The organism is Nocardia sp. NPDC059177, assembly GCF_042755165.1.
Classification (GTDB): Bacteria; Actinomycetota; Actinomycetes; order Mycobacteriales; family Mycobacteriaceae; genus Nocardia.
On sequence record NZ_JBHZBX010000028.1, the window covers coordinates 40,553 to 55,797 of the forward strand.

General features: G+C 68.8%; 17 protein-coding genes. 2 read left to right on the forward strand and 15 right to left on the reverse strand.

Annotated elements, in window-relative coordinates:
• Nucleotides 1-58 precede the first annotated feature (58 nt).
• The 14 genes from lysS to ftsH form a co-directional block, all read right to left on the reverse strand.
• Nucleotides 59-1,525, reverse strand: coding sequence for a lysine--tRNA ligase (gene lysS / locus ACFXK0_RS26435; protein WP_379413603.1), 1,467 nt, complete (start codon nucleotides 1,523-1,525; stop codon nucleotides 59-61).
• Between the two features lie 117 nt (nucleotides 1,526-1,642).
• Entirely contained in the window at nucleotides 1,643-2,074 is a 432-nt protein-coding gene (locus tag ACFXK0_RS26440; RefSeq protein ID WP_379413577.1) for a rhodanese-like domain-containing protein, read from the reverse strand.
• Entirely contained in the window at nucleotides 2,074-2,670 is a 597-nt protein-coding gene (locus tag ACFXK0_RS26445) for a cysteine dioxygenase (RefSeq protein ID WP_379413578.1), read from the reverse strand. The genes ACFXK0_RS26440 and ACFXK0_RS26445 overlap by 1 nt, the downstream gene beginning before the upstream one ends.
• A gap of 158 nt (nucleotides 2,671-2,828) precedes the next feature.
• Entirely contained in the window at nucleotides 2,829-3,611 is a 783-nt protein-coding gene (locus tag ACFXK0_RS26450) for a type III pantothenate kinase (protein ID WP_379413579.1), read from the reverse strand.
• Between the two features lie 20 nt (nucleotides 3,612-3,631).
• Nucleotides 3,632-4,051 carry an aspartate 1-decarboxylase gene (gene panD / locus ACFXK0_RS26455; RefSeq protein ID WP_379413581.1) on the reverse strand — a complete coding sequence of 140 codons (420 nt, stop codon included), beginning with the start codon at nucleotides 4,049-4,051 and terminating at the stop codon, nucleotides 3,632-3,634.
• 14 nt (nucleotides 4,052-4,065) lie between these two features.
• On the reverse strand, nucleotides 4,066-5,022 hold the full coding sequence (gene panC, locus ACFXK0_RS26460; protein WP_379413583.1) for a pantoate--beta-alanine ligase: 957 nt from the start codon (nucleotides 5,020-5,022) through the stop codon (nucleotides 4,066-4,068).
• The gene (locus tag ACFXK0_RS26465; RefSeq protein ID WP_379413585.1) at nucleotides 5,022-5,936 is read right to left on the reverse strand and encodes a Rossmann-like and DUF2520 domain-containing protein; all 915 of its coding nucleotides are present in this window, start codon (nucleotides 5,934-5,936) and stop codon (nucleotides 5,022-5,024) included. The genes panC and ACFXK0_RS26465 overlap by 1 nt, the downstream gene beginning before the upstream one ends.
• A gap of 156 nt (nucleotides 5,937-6,092) precedes the next feature.
• The gene (locus ACFXK0_RS26470; protein ID WP_379413586.1) at nucleotides 6,093-7,184 is read right to left on the reverse strand and encodes a DUF6779 domain-containing protein; all 1,092 of its coding nucleotides are present in this window, start codon (nucleotides 7,182-7,184) and stop codon (nucleotides 6,093-6,095) included.
• A gap of 68 nt (nucleotides 7,185-7,252) precedes the next feature.
• Nucleotides 7,253-7,726, reverse strand: coding sequence for a DUF3180 domain-containing protein (locus ACFXK0_RS26475; protein WP_379413587.1), 474 nt, complete (start codon nucleotides 7,724-7,726; stop codon nucleotides 7,253-7,255).
• The gene (gene folK / locus ACFXK0_RS26480; protein WP_379413589.1) at nucleotides 7,720-8,259 is read right to left on the reverse strand and encodes a 2-amino-4-hydroxy-6-hydroxymethyldihydropteridine diphosphokinase; all 540 of its coding nucleotides are present in this window, start codon (nucleotides 8,257-8,259) and stop codon (nucleotides 7,720-7,722) included. Before folK ends, ACFXK0_RS26475 begins: the two co-directional genes overlap by 7 nt.
• The gene (gene folB, locus ACFXK0_RS26485; RefSeq protein WP_379413590.1) at nucleotides 8,256-8,678 is read right to left on the reverse strand and encodes a dihydroneopterin aldolase; all 423 of its coding nucleotides are present in this window, start codon (nucleotides 8,676-8,678) and stop codon (nucleotides 8,256-8,258) included. Before folB ends, folK begins: the two co-directional genes overlap by 4 nt.
• The gene (folP, locus tag ACFXK0_RS26490; RefSeq protein ID WP_379413591.1) at nucleotides 8,675-9,541 is read right to left on the reverse strand and encodes a dihydropteroate synthase; all 867 of its coding nucleotides are present in this window, start codon (nucleotides 9,539-9,541) and stop codon (nucleotides 8,675-8,677) included. Before folP ends, folB begins: the two co-directional genes overlap by 4 nt.
• Nucleotides 9,538-10,128: a GTP cyclohydrolase I FolE gene (folE, locus tag ACFXK0_RS26495; protein ID WP_379413604.1), complete on the reverse strand. Its 591-nt coding sequence runs from the start codon at nucleotides 10,126-10,128 to the stop codon at nucleotides 9,538-9,540. Before folE ends, folP begins: the two co-directional genes overlap by 4 nt.
• Before the next feature lie 135 nt (nucleotides 10,129-10,263).
• A complete protein-coding gene (gene ftsH / locus ACFXK0_RS26500; RefSeq protein ID WP_379413593.1) occupies nucleotides 10,264-12,618 on the reverse strand; it encodes an ATP-dependent zinc metalloprotease FtsH in 2,355 nt (784 codons plus the stop codon).
• 225 nt (nucleotides 12,619-12,843) lie between these two features.
• On the opposite strand from ftsH, the gene ACFXK0_RS26505 reads away from it, so the two are divergent.
• Nucleotides 12,844-13,830 (forward strand): hypothetical protein, encoded by a 987-nt coding sequence (locus ACFXK0_RS26505; RefSeq protein WP_379413595.1) that lies wholly within the window; start codon nucleotides 12,844-12,846, stop codon nucleotides 13,828-13,830.
• Between the two features lie 3 nt (nucleotides 13,831-13,833).
• Here ACFXK0_RS26505 and ACFXK0_RS26510 read toward each other — a convergent pair whose 3' ends face one another.
• The gene (locus tag ACFXK0_RS26510) at nucleotides 13,834-14,691 is read right to left on the reverse strand and encodes a DUF1266 domain-containing protein (RefSeq protein WP_379413596.1); all 858 of its coding nucleotides are present in this window, start codon (nucleotides 14,689-14,691) and stop codon (nucleotides 13,834-13,836) included.
• A gap of 124 nt (nucleotides 14,692-14,815) precedes the next feature.
• Between ACFXK0_RS26510 and ACFXK0_RS26515 the strand changes: the two genes are divergently transcribed.
• On the forward strand, nucleotides 14,816-15,091 hold the full coding sequence (locus tag ACFXK0_RS26515) for a DUF2277 domain-containing protein (RefSeq protein WP_379413598.1): 276 nt from the start codon (nucleotides 14,816-14,818) through the stop codon (nucleotides 15,089-15,091).
• Nucleotides 15,092-15,245 lie beyond the last annotated feature (154 nt).

Genomic DNA, 15,245 nt, shown 5'->3' on the forward strand with positions numbered 1-15,245 from the left:
AGAATACCCCGAATTGCGAAATTTCCAACACGAGACCTTCGCCTCGCAAATTGACTGGTCAGCGACCAGTCGGACGCACAATCGGGAACAGGATCGTTTCCCGGATTCCCAAACCGGTGAGTGCCATCAACAAGCGATCGATTCCCATACCGGTTCCGGTGGTCGGCGGCATGCCGTGTTCCATCGCGGAGAGGAAGTCTTCGTCGAGCACCATCGCCTCGTCGTCACCCGCCGCGGCAAGCCGCGCCTGGTCGACGAACCGTTCCCGCTGGATCACCGGATCGACCAACTCCGAATAGCCCGTGGCCAACTCGAACCCGCGAACATAGAGATCCCACTTCTCGGTGACGCCGGGCTTGCTGCGATGCTGACGGGTCAGCGGTGACGTCTCGACCGGGAAGTCCCGGACGAAAGTCGGCGCGTAGAGCTTGTCGCCATACGCATGTTCCCACAGTTCTTCAACTAGTTTGCCGTGACCGTAGCCCTTGCCGACGGGAATTTCCAGACCTACCCTATCGGCGAGCGCGAGCAATTCTTCGACAGTGGTTTCCGGGGTGACCTCGACACCGATCGACTCCGACAGCGACGGATACATCTCGACGGTCGTCCACTCGCCGCCGAGATCATATTCCGTTCCGTCTGCGAGTGTCACGCGCAGGGTGCCGAAAGCCTCCTGCGCGACTTCCTGGATCAATTCCCGCAGCATCGTCGCCGAGTCGTCGTAGGTGCCGTAAGCCTCGTAGGTTTCCAGCATCGCGAACTCGGGGGAATGGGTCGAGTCGGCGCCCTCGTTGCGGAAGTTCCGGTTGATCTCGAAGACCTTCTCCAGGCCGCCGACCACACAGCGCTTGAGGAACAGTTCCGGCGCGATCCGCAGGAAAAGATCCATGTCCAGGGCGTTCGAGTGGGTGACGAACGGGCGCGCGGCGGCGCCACCGTGAATGGTCTGCAACATCGGGGTCTCGACCTCGAGGAAGCCACGGCGCTCCAGCGCGGCCCGCAGCGCGCGGACCACGTTCACGCGGGTACGCGCCATTTCCCTGGCCTCTGGACGCACGATCAGGTCGACATAGCGCTGCCGGACCCGCGACTCCTCGTTCATCTCCTTGTGCGCCACCGGCAGCGGACGCAGCGACTTGGCCGCCATCGTCCACGACTGCGCCATGACGCTCAATTCGCCGGTGCGCGAGGAGATGACCTCGCCCTGCACGAAGACGAAGTCACCGAGGTCCACATCGGACTTCCAGGCGGCCAGTGCCTCGGCACCGACACCGTTGAGGCTGATCATCGCCTGCAGTTTGGTGCCGTCGCCCTCCTGCAGCGTCGCGAAGCACAGCTTGCCGGTATTACGGACGAAAATGACGCGGCCGGCGACACCGACCTGCAGACCGGTCTGGGTATCGGGTTCCAGATCCGGGTAGGCGACCCGGATTTCGGCCAGCGTGTGCGTGCGCGGCACCGCCACCGGATAGGCTTCGCCGCCTTCGGCTAACAGCCGTTCCCGCTTGTCCCGGCGAATCCGCATCTGCTCGGGGACATCACTGTCCACGGCGGAACTGACGGCGCGGCCGGTCTCGGCGGGGTTAGGGGTGCTCACATCCGATAACAGTAGCCTGCGCCGAAAACGGTTATGCGCGCTCCCCTACAGCGACGCCAGGGCATCGACCTCGCGGGCGAAGTGGGGTGCGCCGATACCGACAGTCAGCATTCCCGCCGACTTCAAAGCCTGGTATCCGCCGATCAGATCGGTGGCCCGGTGCAAACCCAGCTGCTGCAACGAGGCCGCGGCCAAACTCGAGGTGTAGCCCTCCGAGCAGAAGATGACCCATTCCACGTCGTGGTCTGCGGCCAGCGACAACCGCGCCGAGGACGTCGGATCCAGCCGCCATTCCAGGACATTGCGCTCGATGACCAGCGCGCCCGGCAGCGAACCCTCGCGCACCCGCTGCGCGGCGGGCCGGATGTCGACCAGAATCGCACCCCTGGCCAATGCGGCGGGCACGTCGTAGACATAGAGCCTGCGTAGCTGCGCACGCGCGTTCTCGAGCATCTGATCAATCGACGAAGGACTCATCACATGTCACCTTCGGGCTGGTCGGTGAGGACGGTGTTGGTGCGCCGCAAGGTGCCGTGACCGGTCACCTCGTAATACGACATCGCCGACAACGGCGGGGAATAGGCATGCACGCTCAGGGTCGGGTCGAGCGGGCCGACGGATTCGGCGGCGGCGGGCGCGCGCACCACATCGTGCACCCAGCCGATCGGGAACGACGCCTGATCACCCGCGGCGAGGGTGCGCCTGCGCAACTCCGAACCATTCCAGCGGAATTCGGAGAGCGCGCCGCTGAGCACGGTGAGCGCGCCGAGCGAACCGGCGTGATCGTGCAATTCGGTGGATTTACCCGGGGTCCAGCTGATCAGCCAGACATCGACCTCGTCGTCGTGCAGCAGCCGCGTCGCCCAACGCTGGTCGGCCGGCCAGATGCCGTCGGCGGGTAACAGGTGGTCGTAGCGGCCGGCCAGCACGTCTTCGGCGCCCTCGTCGGTGAGTCGCAGCAGGTCGGCCGGGCGCAGCCGGGTGGGCAGCGCCGAGGCGATCGCACGGTCGAGCGGAGGCGTCGCGGAGTAATCGTCGCGCGCGGAAGAAAGGGAAAGGACAGAAGAACGCATGAGCGAATCTCCAGGAGGTGTGAAACGGTCGAGGGGAAAACGTCAGCCTCGAACGGTCGAGGCAGCTAGCCTCGACAACACTCCTGGGCGCTCACACGGAAATTCACAAGCGTGAGTTTAGCAGGTCACGATCACCGCGGTCGACCATGACCTGCGTCTCACTTCTTGTTGCGCTCGTAGACGTGCCGCAGCCCGGTCAGCGTCAGGTGCGGCTCGTGGGAATCGATGGTCTCCGATTCCGGGACGATCAGCGGCGCGCCGGCACCGGTGGCGACCACGGTGACATCGCTGCCGGCGAAGGCGTCGAATTCGTCGCGGATGCGGTCGATCAGACCGTCCACCAGACCGGCGAAACCGAACACCGCGCCGGACTGGATGCACTCCATGCTGTTCTTGCCGAGCACCGAGCGCGGGCGGGTGAGCTCGACGCGGCGCAGTGCGCTGCGCTCCACCAGCGCCTCGGTGGCGATCTCCACGCCGGGCGCGATCACCCCGCCGAGGAACTCGCCCTTGGCCGAGACCAGGTCGACGCAGATCGCGGTCCCGAAATCGACCACGATCGCCGGGCCGCCGAACTGCCGGTAGGCGGCCAGGCAGTTGACGATGCGGTCGGCGCCGACCTCCTTGGGGTTGTCCACCAGCAGCGGGATACCGGTGCGCACACCGGGTTCCACCAGCACGTGCGGCACGTGCGCCCAGTAGCGCGCGAGCATGGTGCGCAGCTCGCGCAGCACCGGCGGCACGGTCGAGAGCGCGCAGACGCCGACCACCTGGTCCAGCTCGGCACCGACCAGGCCACGCACCTGCATGGCGAACTCGTCGGCGGTGAGCAGTGGATTGGTGTGGATGCGCCAGTGCCGCACCAGTTTCGCGTGGTCGCCGCTGCCGGAGATCAGGCCGAACTCGATCCCGGTGTTGCGGACATCGATCGTCAGCAGCATCTCGAGGCCCCCCGCCCTGCTCAGGCGAAGGAGAGCGAGCGCGGGGAGGTGAGGCCGGAGCCCTCGGGGGCGTGCGCCGGGTCCGAACCCAGTTCGACGGCGCGGTTGCGCTCGTCGACGAAGACCACCTTCGGGTCGTAGGCGCGCAGCTCGGCCTCGTCCAGCTGGCCGTAGGCGATCAGGATGACCAGGTCGCCGGGGTGCACGAGATGGGCGGCGGCGCCGTTGATCCCGATCACGCCCGAACCGCGCTCACCGGCGATCACATAGGTCTCCAGGCGGGCGCCGTTGTCGATGTCGACGATGCAGACCTGCTCGCCCTCGAGCAGATCGGCGGCGTCGAGCAGGTCCTGGTCGACGGTCACCGAACCGACATAGTGCAGGTCGGCGTGGGTCACCGTGGCACGGTGGATCTTGGACTTCATCATGGTGCGCAACATCGTCGTCGCCTTTCTCAGAGCGCCTGCGCGGCAGGCAGGGAGTTCGCGTCGGGGTGTCCGTCGATCTGGGCGCCGAGGACGATCGGGGCGTTGTCGATCAGCCGGGTGTCGCCGACCTTGGCCGCGACGAGGAGACGGGCATTGCCCGCGGTGGGCGCTGGACCGAGGTTGGCGTCGCGCAGTTCGAGGTAGTCCAGGTCGAGGCCGTCGACCGCGTCCAGCACACCGCGCGCGGCGGCCAGTACGGCTTCGGCGCCGAGCCCGGCGGCATGGCGGCCAGCGGCCAGCGCGGCCGAGAGCGTCAGCGCGGTTTCGCGCTGGGTGGCGTCGAGATAGCGGTTGCGCGAGGACAGCGCGAGGCCGTCGGCCTCGCGGACCGTCGGGTAGGCCACGATCGTGGCGTTCAGGTTCAGATCGCGCACCATCTGGCGGATCAGGGTGAGCTGCTGATAGTCCTTCTCACCGAAATACGCCTCGGAAGCGTTGGTGATGTTGAGCAGCTTGGCCACGACGGTGAGCATGCCGGCGAAATGCGCCGGCCTGCTGCCGCCCTCGAGCTCGGCGCCGAGCGGACCGGGCTGCACGGTGGTGCGCGGGCCCTCCGGGTACATGTCGTGCGCCGACGGCGCGAACACCAGGTCGACACCCTCGTGCCGCAGCAGCTCCAGATCCGCGTCCAGGGTGCGCGGGTAGGCGTCGAGATCCTCGTTCGCGCCGAACTGCAGCGGATTGACGAAGATCGACACGAGCACGACCTGGTTGGTCAGCTTGGCCTGGCGGACCAGCTTCAGGTGACCCTCGTGCAGGGCGCCCATGGTCGGCACGAAACCGATCGTGCGCCCGGCACCGCGCAGCGCCTTGGTCACGGTGGTGACCACTTCGGCGCTGTGGTGCACGGTCAGCGCACCGGGCCGGTAGGCGCCGCTCGCCCTGGCCCCGCCCTCGTGGTGGTGCACTTCTCGGGGTTCCATCAGTGGCCTTCCTTCGCGAGCAGATCCAGCAGCGCCGGATTGGTCTTGGCGAGCTCGGCGGTGCGCAGCGACAGGGCGCGGTAGGCCGCGGCCAGGCGCTCGTCCACCGACTCGAGTGCGGTCAGATGCGCGGCCACCGCGTCGACGTCGCCGCGCGCGACCGGGCCGGTCAGCGCGGCGGGGCCCCGGCGCAGGGCGTTGTCCAGCGCGGCCGAGACGAGCGGGGCGAGCAGCCGTTCGGGCAGGCCGCCGGGCTGGTCGTCGACCACCGGCTGACCGAGCAGCCCCGGCCCAGCTAGCGACTCGCGCAGCGCGCTGACCGCGTCGACGATGATCGTGACCAGGTGATTGCTGCCGTGCGCGAGGGCGGCGTGATAGAGCGTGCGCTGCTGCTCGTCGACCCGGACCGGCTCTCCACCCATCTCGATGACCAGGGCCTGGGCGATGGCGTAGCCGATCTCGTCGGCGGCGGTGACGCCGAAGCAGGCGTTGGCGAGGCGGTCGATGTCCTCGTCGTGGCCGGTGAAGGTCATCGCGGGATGGATCGCCAGACCCAGTGCGCCCTGGTCGGTCAGCGGCTGCAGCACGGCGATGCCGTTGGCGCCGGAGGTGTGCACGACGATGGTGCCCGGCCGGACGACACCGGCGCCGGCCAGCCCACGGACCAGCCCGGCCAGCTCGGCGTCGGGGACCGCGAGCAGCAGCAGTTCACTGCGGCGGGCGATCTCCTCGACCGGCAGGATCTGCGATTCGGGCAGCCGCGTCTGCGCCCGGTGCACCGAGGCATCGGAGATCGCGGCGACACCGAAGACCACATGGCCGGTGCGCTCGAGCGCGACACCGAGGGCCGAACCCACCCGTCCCGCCGAGACGATTCCCACCGTCAGTCGTGCGGGCGCAGGGTCGACACCCACGTTCGCGCCATCGGAATTGACACTTCTCGAGGTCAACGTTGTCCTCTCGATTCGCGTTCCAGTCCCGCGGGGCGGGTACCGGACGTTACGCATCGAGAATAGTTGGCGGTCGGCGCCGACCGCCACGGCCTGCCCCCGTGATCTATCTCTCGGCGATCAGCGGGATTCGGACTGCAGGTTGGCCATGATGTCGGCGACCGAGAGCCGGGTGCTGCCTTCGGACTCGGCGCGGCGACGGCGACGGGAACTGGTGCCGACCGTGGGAGCGGCGGGCTGGGCCTGCTCCGCGACTGCCTGCGACGGTTCGGGAGTCGGGAACGGGTCGGCGTTGGGCGCTGGGGTCTCGTCGATGCCGTCGGCGTTCAGGTGCCGGGTGTTCGGGGCGGAGAGCCGGGGCGGGGGTGTCTTGCCCGGGACGGACGCGGGCGGGACGAAGGCGGATTGGCCCGCCGGGGCGGTGAAGACCGGTTCGGGCACCGGCGGGGTGAACACGGGTTCGGCGACGGGCGCGGAGAACACCGGCTCGGCCGGCATCGTGAAGGCCTGATCGCCGTTCGACTGCTGGGCTTCGGCGTAGTCGTCGAGGGATACCGCGGAGGTCTCGGCGGTGACCGGATCGTCGTAGGGGTCGGCGAAATTGGCCGCGACCGGCGGCATGAAGACCGGCTTCAATGCGCTGGGCGGTTGCTGCCACGGGCCGAACCAGGCGGCGTTGGCATCCACCGGGCTATCCTCGAAATCCGCCTCCACATCATCGAAAGCGTCGAAACTGCCCGCGGGCAGCGCGTCGATGCGCACCGCGTCGGCCTGCAGGGCGATCTGTTCGTCGGGCAGCGCACCGTCGAAGAGGACTTGCAGGTTCTGGCGCAGCAGACTCAGCTCGGCTCGCAACGCCGCGATCTCGGTGGCGTCGGCGCCCACCTCGGCGCGGACCCGGGCCTCCACCCCCATCTCGTACTCGCGACGGGCGTTGATCTCGCGCTCGAGCTGCAACTCGTACACCGTCTGCAGATCACGAACCTTGGCCTTGTCGACCGCCGCGTCCTTGCGATAGCGGGTGGCAGCGAGCGCGCCGATCACCGCCGCCCACAGTGCCGCTACCAGGCCGATCCGGATGTATTGCACGTTTTCGCTGAAGATCAGGAAAACGCTGGATGTCAGGCCGAGCAGGATGAGGACGCCGATGAAGAGCTTTCCCGCGTCGTCCCGCCGTCGACGGGGCGTGGTGCTACGGGAGGGTGAAACCATGTGGGCCAGGGTAGCCGGGAATCGCTGGTCGGCGCACTGTGTTGTCCGGTGGTTCCATCTGAAAGTTGCTATGTGGTAGCCGGTTCGTCGGGTGGATCTTCCGGTGCGCGACAGCAGTACTCGAGCCACAATGCCGCAGCAACCAGGGCGGACCCGGCCAGCATCCCGACCACCGCGCCCGGCGAATCGGCGGCCGCGGCCGTCACGGTCCCGCGCTGTGGGAATACCCACAGCAGGAAGCCGAGCCACACACCGGCCGCCAGCGAACCCACCTGCAACGATGCCTTCGCCAGCGCGGCCGCGCGCGCGACATTGATCGGATGCAGTTCCGACGGTCCGTCGCCGATCTTCTCCTCGGCGATCTTGGCCTTGATCAGGAAACCCAGCGCCGCCTCGATCGCGGCGACCGGCAGCAGCGAGGCGCCCGCCGCCACCGAGATCGACGGGAAGGTCGAGTAGGCGAAACGGGTGGCGACCCAGGCGATGGCCGCGGCCAGCACCACGTTCAGCGCGAGGTCGAGCAGCCGGGTGGGTCTCAGCACGAGGGCGCGCTCTCGTCGGCCAGCACCAGCTCCGTGCGCACCACCCCGGCCCGCTCGGCCGGATCGAGACCGGCGAGCAGTCGCGCGATCGGGGTCGACGCGCCGTCCACGGGCAGCGTCGCCGTCGGCTGCACGTCGAGCCACGGGATCAGCACGAAGGCCCGGTTGTGCGCCTGTGGGTGCGGCAGGATCAGCGCGGGATCGGTGTCCCGGACGATCGTCACACCGGCTTCGTCGGTGCAGGTGACCACGTCGACATCGAGCGTGCGCGCACCCCAGCGCACCTCGCGCACGCGCCCGGCGGCCTGCTCGAGGTCCTGGCCGAAACGCAGCCAGGCGTAGTCGTCGAAGGCCGGGTCCTCGGCCACGAGCACGGCGTTGAGGTAGTCGTCCTGGTCGACGCCGCCCCACGGCGCGGTGGTGTACACCGGCGACACCGCGACCAGCCGCTCCCCGAGCGCGTCGACCACGCTGCGCAGGTGGGCGAGCCGGTCCCCGAGATTGGCGCCGATCGAGAGCACCGCGCGAGTCATCGACGCGGCTCCGGTGCCTGGGTGCGGTAGCGGGTCGCCACCACCCGCACATCGGCGAAGGTGTGCGGGATCGGGGCCGACGGCTTGTGCACGACCACCTCCACGGCCTCGATGCGCGGATCGGTCATCACGTCGTCGGCGATCTCGGAGACCACCGTCTCGATCAGATCGCGCGGTTCACCGGCGACGATGCGAACCGCGCGTTCGGCCAGGGCGCCGTAGTCGACGGTGTCGGCCAGGTCATCGGAGGCGGCGGCCGCGGCGAAATCGACCCACACGGTCAGGTCGACGACGAACTCCTGGCCGTCGCGGCGCTCGAAATCGAAGACGCCGTGCCTGCCGAAGACCCGCAGCCCACGCAGCTCGATCCGGGAGGACGCGGCCCGCCCGGCCGGCGGTGGCAGCAGTGGCGAATTCATCGGTGGCCTCCTCGGGCTGCGGTGGCGCTGCGCCACGCGTCGACGACGGCGATCGCGTCCAGCGAGGCACGCACATCGTGCACCCGCACTCCCCACGCGCCCTGGTTCGCGGCGATCGCCGACACCGCGGCAGTGGCGATCTCCCTGCCGTCCGGCGGACGCGGGCCGGACTCGTCGGCCAGCAGCGCGCCGAGGAAACGTTTGCGGGAGGCGCCGATCAGGATCGGCAGGCCGGTGACCAGCTCGGGCAGCGCGGCGAGCAGTTCCCAGTTGTGCTCGGCGTTCTTGGCGAAACCGAGACCGGGATCGAGAATCAGCTTGTCCGGGGCGACACCCGCGGCCACGGCCAGCTCGACCTGGGCATCGAGTTCGGCGCGCACCTCGGCGACCACGTCGTCGTAGTGGTCGGCGGGACCGGTGTGCCGGTAGTCCGCGCCTGCACGCCAGTGCATGAGGATCCACGGCACCCCGGCGGTGGCGACGACCTTCACCATGTTCGGATCGGCCCGGCCGCCGGAGACATCGTTGATCACCGCCACGCCTGCCTCGAGCGCCGCCTCGGCGACCTCGGCGCGCATGGTGTCGACGCTGGTCGGCACGCCTGCGGCGACGAGCCCGCGGATCACCGGGGCCACCCGGGCGGCCTCGGTGGCCGGATCGACGCGATCGGCGCCGGGCCTGGTCGACTCACCGCCCACATCGACGATGTCGGCGCCCTGGGCGTACAGCTCGATACCGTGCGCGATCGCCAGGTCGGGATCGAGGTAGCGACCGCCGTCGGAGAACGAATCCCCGGTCACGTTGACCACGCCCATGACCACACACGAGCGGCCGCCCCGCGCGATCACGACGGGTTCGCTCATTTGCGCAGGATGAGGTCCAGCGCCTCGGCACGCGAGGCGGCGTTGGTCTGCAACAGGCCGCGCACCGCCGAGGTGGTGGTGCTCGCGCCGGGCTTGCGGATACCGCGCATCGCCATGCACAGATGCTCGGCCTCGACCACCACGATCGCGCCGCGCGGGTCCAGCTTGCGCATCACCGCGTCGGCGATCTGGCTGGTCAGGCGCTCCTGCACCTGCGGGCGCTTGGCGTAGAGGTCGACCACACGGGCCAGCTTGGACAGGCCGGTGACCCGCCCGTGCGTGCCGGGGATGTAGCCGACGTGCGCGACGCCGTGGAAGGACACCAGGTGGTGTTCGCAGGTGGAGTACATCGGGATGTCGCGTACCAGCACGAGTTCCTGATGGCCCTCGTCGAAGGTGGTGGACAGGACCTGGTCGGGCTCGGTGTAGAGCCCGGCGAACATCTCCCGGTACGCGCGTGCCACCCGGGCGGGAGTGTCGAGCAGGCCCGGCCGGTCGGGGTCCTCGCCGACGGCGAGCAGCAGTTCCCGTACCGCCGCCTCGGCGCGCGGCTGATCGAAGGCACGGCCGGTCGCCAGTGCCGTCAGCTGCGACGGGCTCGTCGCGCCGAGCTCGCCTGCGGGATCGGCGCTCGACCCGTTACTAGACAACTTCTCCGCACCTCCACATGTCGACGCCGGTATTCGTCCGGCATCCGACGATCGAGCGTAGTTGGCCACCGGTCAGCGGCGGCCGTTCGGCCCTTCCCAGTCGTTGTTCTCCGGATCGGTACCGGGCGCCGGTGGCGTGGCGGGCTGCTCACCCCAGGCCTGGAATCCGTTGTCGGCGTGCCGGGGCTGCTCGGGCTGCGCCCACGCGCTGCCCTGGCCCTGCGGGGCCTGTGGCTGGGGCGGCTGCTGCGGTTGTTGCTGCTGCTCCTCGCGCGGCGGCCAGCCCGGCGCCGACCAGCCGGCCGGGGCACCGTAGTCGGGCCGGGACCCGTGGGTGCCGCCCTGCCGTGGGAACGCCTGGGTCGGCGCGCTGGGCAGCGGGTACCCGCTCGCGGGCGGCGCGGGCTGGTACTGCGGCGGGGCGGGGTGACCGTTGGCCGGCTCGAGCGGCGCACCGGCGGGCACCGGCGCGGGCTGGGCGGGCGGCCACGGCTCGCCGCGCTCGGCGGCCAGCTCACCCGGCGTCTTCACCGGCGGCTTGTCCGAGGGCGCCCGATCACCGAAATCATTGAACGCGGTGATCCGTGGCCGCTTCTCGACACCGGCGAGAACCTTCTCCAGGTCCTTGCGGTGCAAGGTCTCGCGCTCGAGTAGCGCGCTCGCCAGCGCGTCGAGCTGCTCGCGGTACTCGCTCAGGATCGACCAGGCCTCGGTGTGCGCGGCCTCGATCAGGTTGCGCACCTCCTCGTCGATCTCGCGGGCCACCTCGTGCGAGTAGTCGGCCTGGGTGCCCATCGACCGGCCGAGGAACGGGTCGCCCTGCTCCTGGCCGTAGCGGACCGCGCCCAGGCGCGCGCTCATGCCGTACTCGGTGACCATGCCGCGGGCGATCTTGGTGGCCTGGTCGATATCGGAGGACGCACCGGTCGTCGGCTCGTGGAACACCAGTTCCTCGGCCGCGCGGCCACCCATCGCGAACACCAGCCGGGAGATCATCTCCGAGCGGGTCATCAGGCCCTTGTCGTCCTCGGGCACCGTCATGGCGTGACCGCCGGTGCGGCCGCGGGCCAGGATGGTGACCTTGTAGACCGGCTCGATATCGGGCATCGCCCAGGCCGCGAGGGTATGGCCACCCTCGTGGTAGGCGGTGATCTTCTTCTCGTGCTCGCTGATGATGCGGCTCTTGCGGCGCGGGCCACCGATGACGCGGTCGACCGACTCCTCCAGCGATTCGCCGGTGATCAGCTGACCGTTCTCCCGCGCGGTGAGCAGCGCGGCCTCGTTGATGACATTCGCCAGATCGGCGCCGGACATGCCGACGGTGCGCTTGGCCAGGCCCTCTAGATCGGCCTCGGGCGAGATCGGCTTGCCCTGCGAGTGCACCCGCAGGATCGCGCGGCGCCCGGCCAGGTCGGGATTGCCGACCGGGATCTGCCGGTCGAAACGGCCGGGACGCAGCAGCGCCGGGTCGAGGATGTCGGGCCGGTTGGTGGCCGCGATCAGGATGATGTTGGTGCGGTCGCCGAAGCCGTCCATCTCGACCAGCAGCTGGTTGAGGGTCTGCTCGCGCTCGTCGTGACCGCCGCCGAGACCGGCGCCACGCTGGCGGCCGACGGCGTCGATCTCGTCGACGAAGATGATGCACGGGCTGTTCTGCTTGGCCTGCTCGAACAGGTCGCGCACGCGGGAGGCGCCGACACCGACGAACATCTCGACGAAGTCCGAACCGGAGATGGTGAAGAACGGCACACCGGCCTCGCCCGCGACCGCGCGGGCCAGCAGCGTCTTACCGGTTCCCGGCGGACCGTAGAGCAGCACGCCCTTGGGGATCTTGGCGCCGAGTGCCTGGTAGCGCGACGGATTCTGCAGGAAATCCTTGATCTCGTAGAGCTCCTCGACCGCTTCGTCGGCACCGGCGACATCGGCGAAGGTGGTCTTGGGCATGTCCTTGGTCAGCAGTTTGGCCTTGGACTTGCCGAAGCCCATCATGCCGCCGCGGCCGCCGCCCTGCATGCGCGACATCACGAACAGGAACAGGCCGACCAGCAGCACCATCGGGACGATGAACAGCAGCAGCTGGGAAAGCCAGCTCTCCTGCTTGACCACGGTGTCGTACTTCGCGCCGGACTGCTGCACAGCATCGAAGATCTGCGCCGAGGTCTCCCCGCCGCCCGGATACTTGGCGACGATCTTGGTGTTGTTGTTGGTCGCCTCGTTGCCGTTGTTCAGTTCGATGCGGAGCTGCTGCTCCTTGTCATCGATCTGGATGTTCTTGATGTTTTCCTTGTTCTCCAGCTGGCTGAGCGCCACAGAGGTGTCGACACTCTCCCAGCCGCGCGTGTCATCGCTGAGAAAGGTGAACAGCCAGATCATGAGCATGATGCCCGAGATGATCGCCAAAGTGCGAAACACTGTCTTGCGGTTCATAGAGCGTCGGCCGGACGGCCCAGTCCTTTCCGGTTATTTCTCCGGGTGTGCCTAGCGAAGCGTCGAGATCGGCGGGTTTCGGATGCGGACATGCCACGTTACCGCGTACGGTCTAGTTCGATACATCGCGCAGTTCGGCTGCTGGTGCAGTTGCACTGGTAAACGGCCGGAGAACGCAAGAGGTTCCCGAACGCTCCGACCGGGTTGTGGCAAGTGGCCACAATCATGTCATGCCCGCCTTATCGTGGGCGACGACACAACTACAGCGCAGGGGGTACGGACATCGTCGAGCTACGAACACCCACAGCGATTCTGCGCCACGGCGGTGGACGGCTCACCGTCCTGCGGCCGGGTACCGACGGCGAGCGGGTTCTCGATGTGCCCATCGCCGACCTGCTCAAAGTGCGGCTCAACCGCCGTGCCGACGACGCGGTGGTCATCGAGATCTACCTGCGCTATCCCACCCCGCTGCTGACCGGCGTGCCTGCCGACCGCACCCCGCTGCCGGTCCTGATCGCCGAGCACGACGTGCCGGCCGCCCTCGGCATCGTCGACCGGATCAACGATCAGATCATGGCGACCCAGCGCATCGACGTGGCCGCGCCCGACCTCACCCCGCCCGCCCCGGAATGGGGAAAGTCGGGTCCGACCCGCGCCGATGTGGAGCGGGCGGTGCGCCGGATGGCGCCGCGTAAAGAGGCCAGGTCGGCGATCAGCGCGCTGAACCGATACGTCACCCCGGACGAGTACGTACTCGAGACCGCCATCGCCGTCGCGGCCCCACCGGCGGGCTCGGGCCCCGGTCTGCTCGCCGCCACCACCACCCGGCTGCTGTTCATCGCGGTCGGCGCCGGTGAGCGCTACGCGCACGAGCTGGCCGTTCCGGCGATCCTGGGCGCCCGCACGGTCGAGGGCGCGCGGACCGCGCCGGGCGAGATCGACACCCGCCACGGCGGCTCCGGCATGGACGTCAGCGACGGCAACAGGACACTGCACTTCGCCGGGGTGGACCGGGCCGACACCGAACGCGTCACCTGCGCGGTGAACTTCGCCGTGCGCAGGCAGGCCGCCGACGGCGGTGCCGGGCCTGCCGATCCGGGCGTGTCGCAGCTCTACGGCGAATGGGAACTGCTGGTGGAACGGCATTCCCTCGGCATGGTCGACGACACCCAGTTCCAGCGCTACGGCCGCGGGATCCTGCGCAGCCTGTAGCACTCAGTCCGGTTCGGGCGCGTCGGCCTCGACCTGCTTGGCCGGCTCGTTGAGCTCGATCCGGCGCCACGGGCTGGTCGGCCGGGTCCACAGCCGCAGCAGTTCCATCCGCCGGTCGACGCCGCCGTTCTTGAGTTCGGCGAGGTCCTCGGTGGCCTGCCAGTAGGTCCAGCCGGTGAGGTAGGCGTCACCGAACTGGCGCCAGTTGCGGTAGCGGCGTTGCGCGGGCACCAGCGCGCGCATGGCGTACTCCCAGGCCACGTCGGCCTCGATGTAGCCGGCCGTGAAGGCCATCCGGGCCACCGCGACGACGCGGGCCAGATCCCAGGCGTGGATGTCGTTGGGTAGTGGGCGGGCCAGGTGCTCGGTGAAGCCGATCTTGATGGCCTGGGCCCAGATGTCGTAGTCGCGCACCAGCGCCTCGGGGTTGTCCATGCCGCGGAAGGAGCCGACCTGGCGCAGGAAGGCGCGGTGCCGGTCGGCGCGCTCGCCGAAACGGTCACGCTCACTGGCATTGATCGAGGCCATCACCAGCGGGTGCACCAGCGCGTAGAGCGGGGCGTGCATGCCCTCGAGCAGCTGTTCCATCGAGGCGCGGGCCTCGGTGCCGTCGGTGATGCCCCAGGCACCGGTGAGGGTGTCGATGGCCAGTTCGCGGCGGTCGCCGAGCGGGTGCTCGCGCTCGGGGCCGAGCAGCATCGCGTCGTGGAAGGCGTCCCAGCGGGTGGAGTAGAAGGCACCGAGGGACAGTGCCCTCAGTTCATCGTCGCTGACTCCGGCGCCGGACCAGTGATCTTCCTCGCGATCATCCAGTTCCGGGTAGGGAAAAGTGGTCAGCGCTGGTACTCCCCGAGCAGGCATGCGGCCGAGTCTAGTGCGGCCGGAGCCGTCGCGGGCGGACAGCGAACCCGCGTGCGTCACGAGATTTTCAGATCACTGCTTTCTCGACCTGCCGTGAGATGCCCCACAGGTCTATGGTTCTGACATGTGTAGAAACATCACCGTCTTGCGTGGTCTGGAGCCTGCCGCCACCGAGCAGGAGATCTACGCTGCCGCCTTGCAATATGTGCGCAAAGTCGGCGGCATCTCCGGACTGAGCAGCACCACCAAACCCGCGGTCGACAAGGCCGTCGCCGCCATCGCCGCGGCCACGACAACACTGCTCGCCGAACTCCCGGACCGGCGTGTTCCACCCCCCACGGAACCACCACTCCGCCGGATCGCGGCCAGAGATGCCGAATCGAACCCCACAGCAACTTGAATCGGTCACCCGACCGCATTCCCAGCCCCGCACATCCCGACCCCGAGGAGGGATCGCCGCGAAGCGGCGGTTCGCGCCCGTCCCGTCGATCAGGCGCCGTTGCGTAGGCGACGAAGGAGCAAGCAACGGTGCCTGATCGACGGGACCCAAGGGG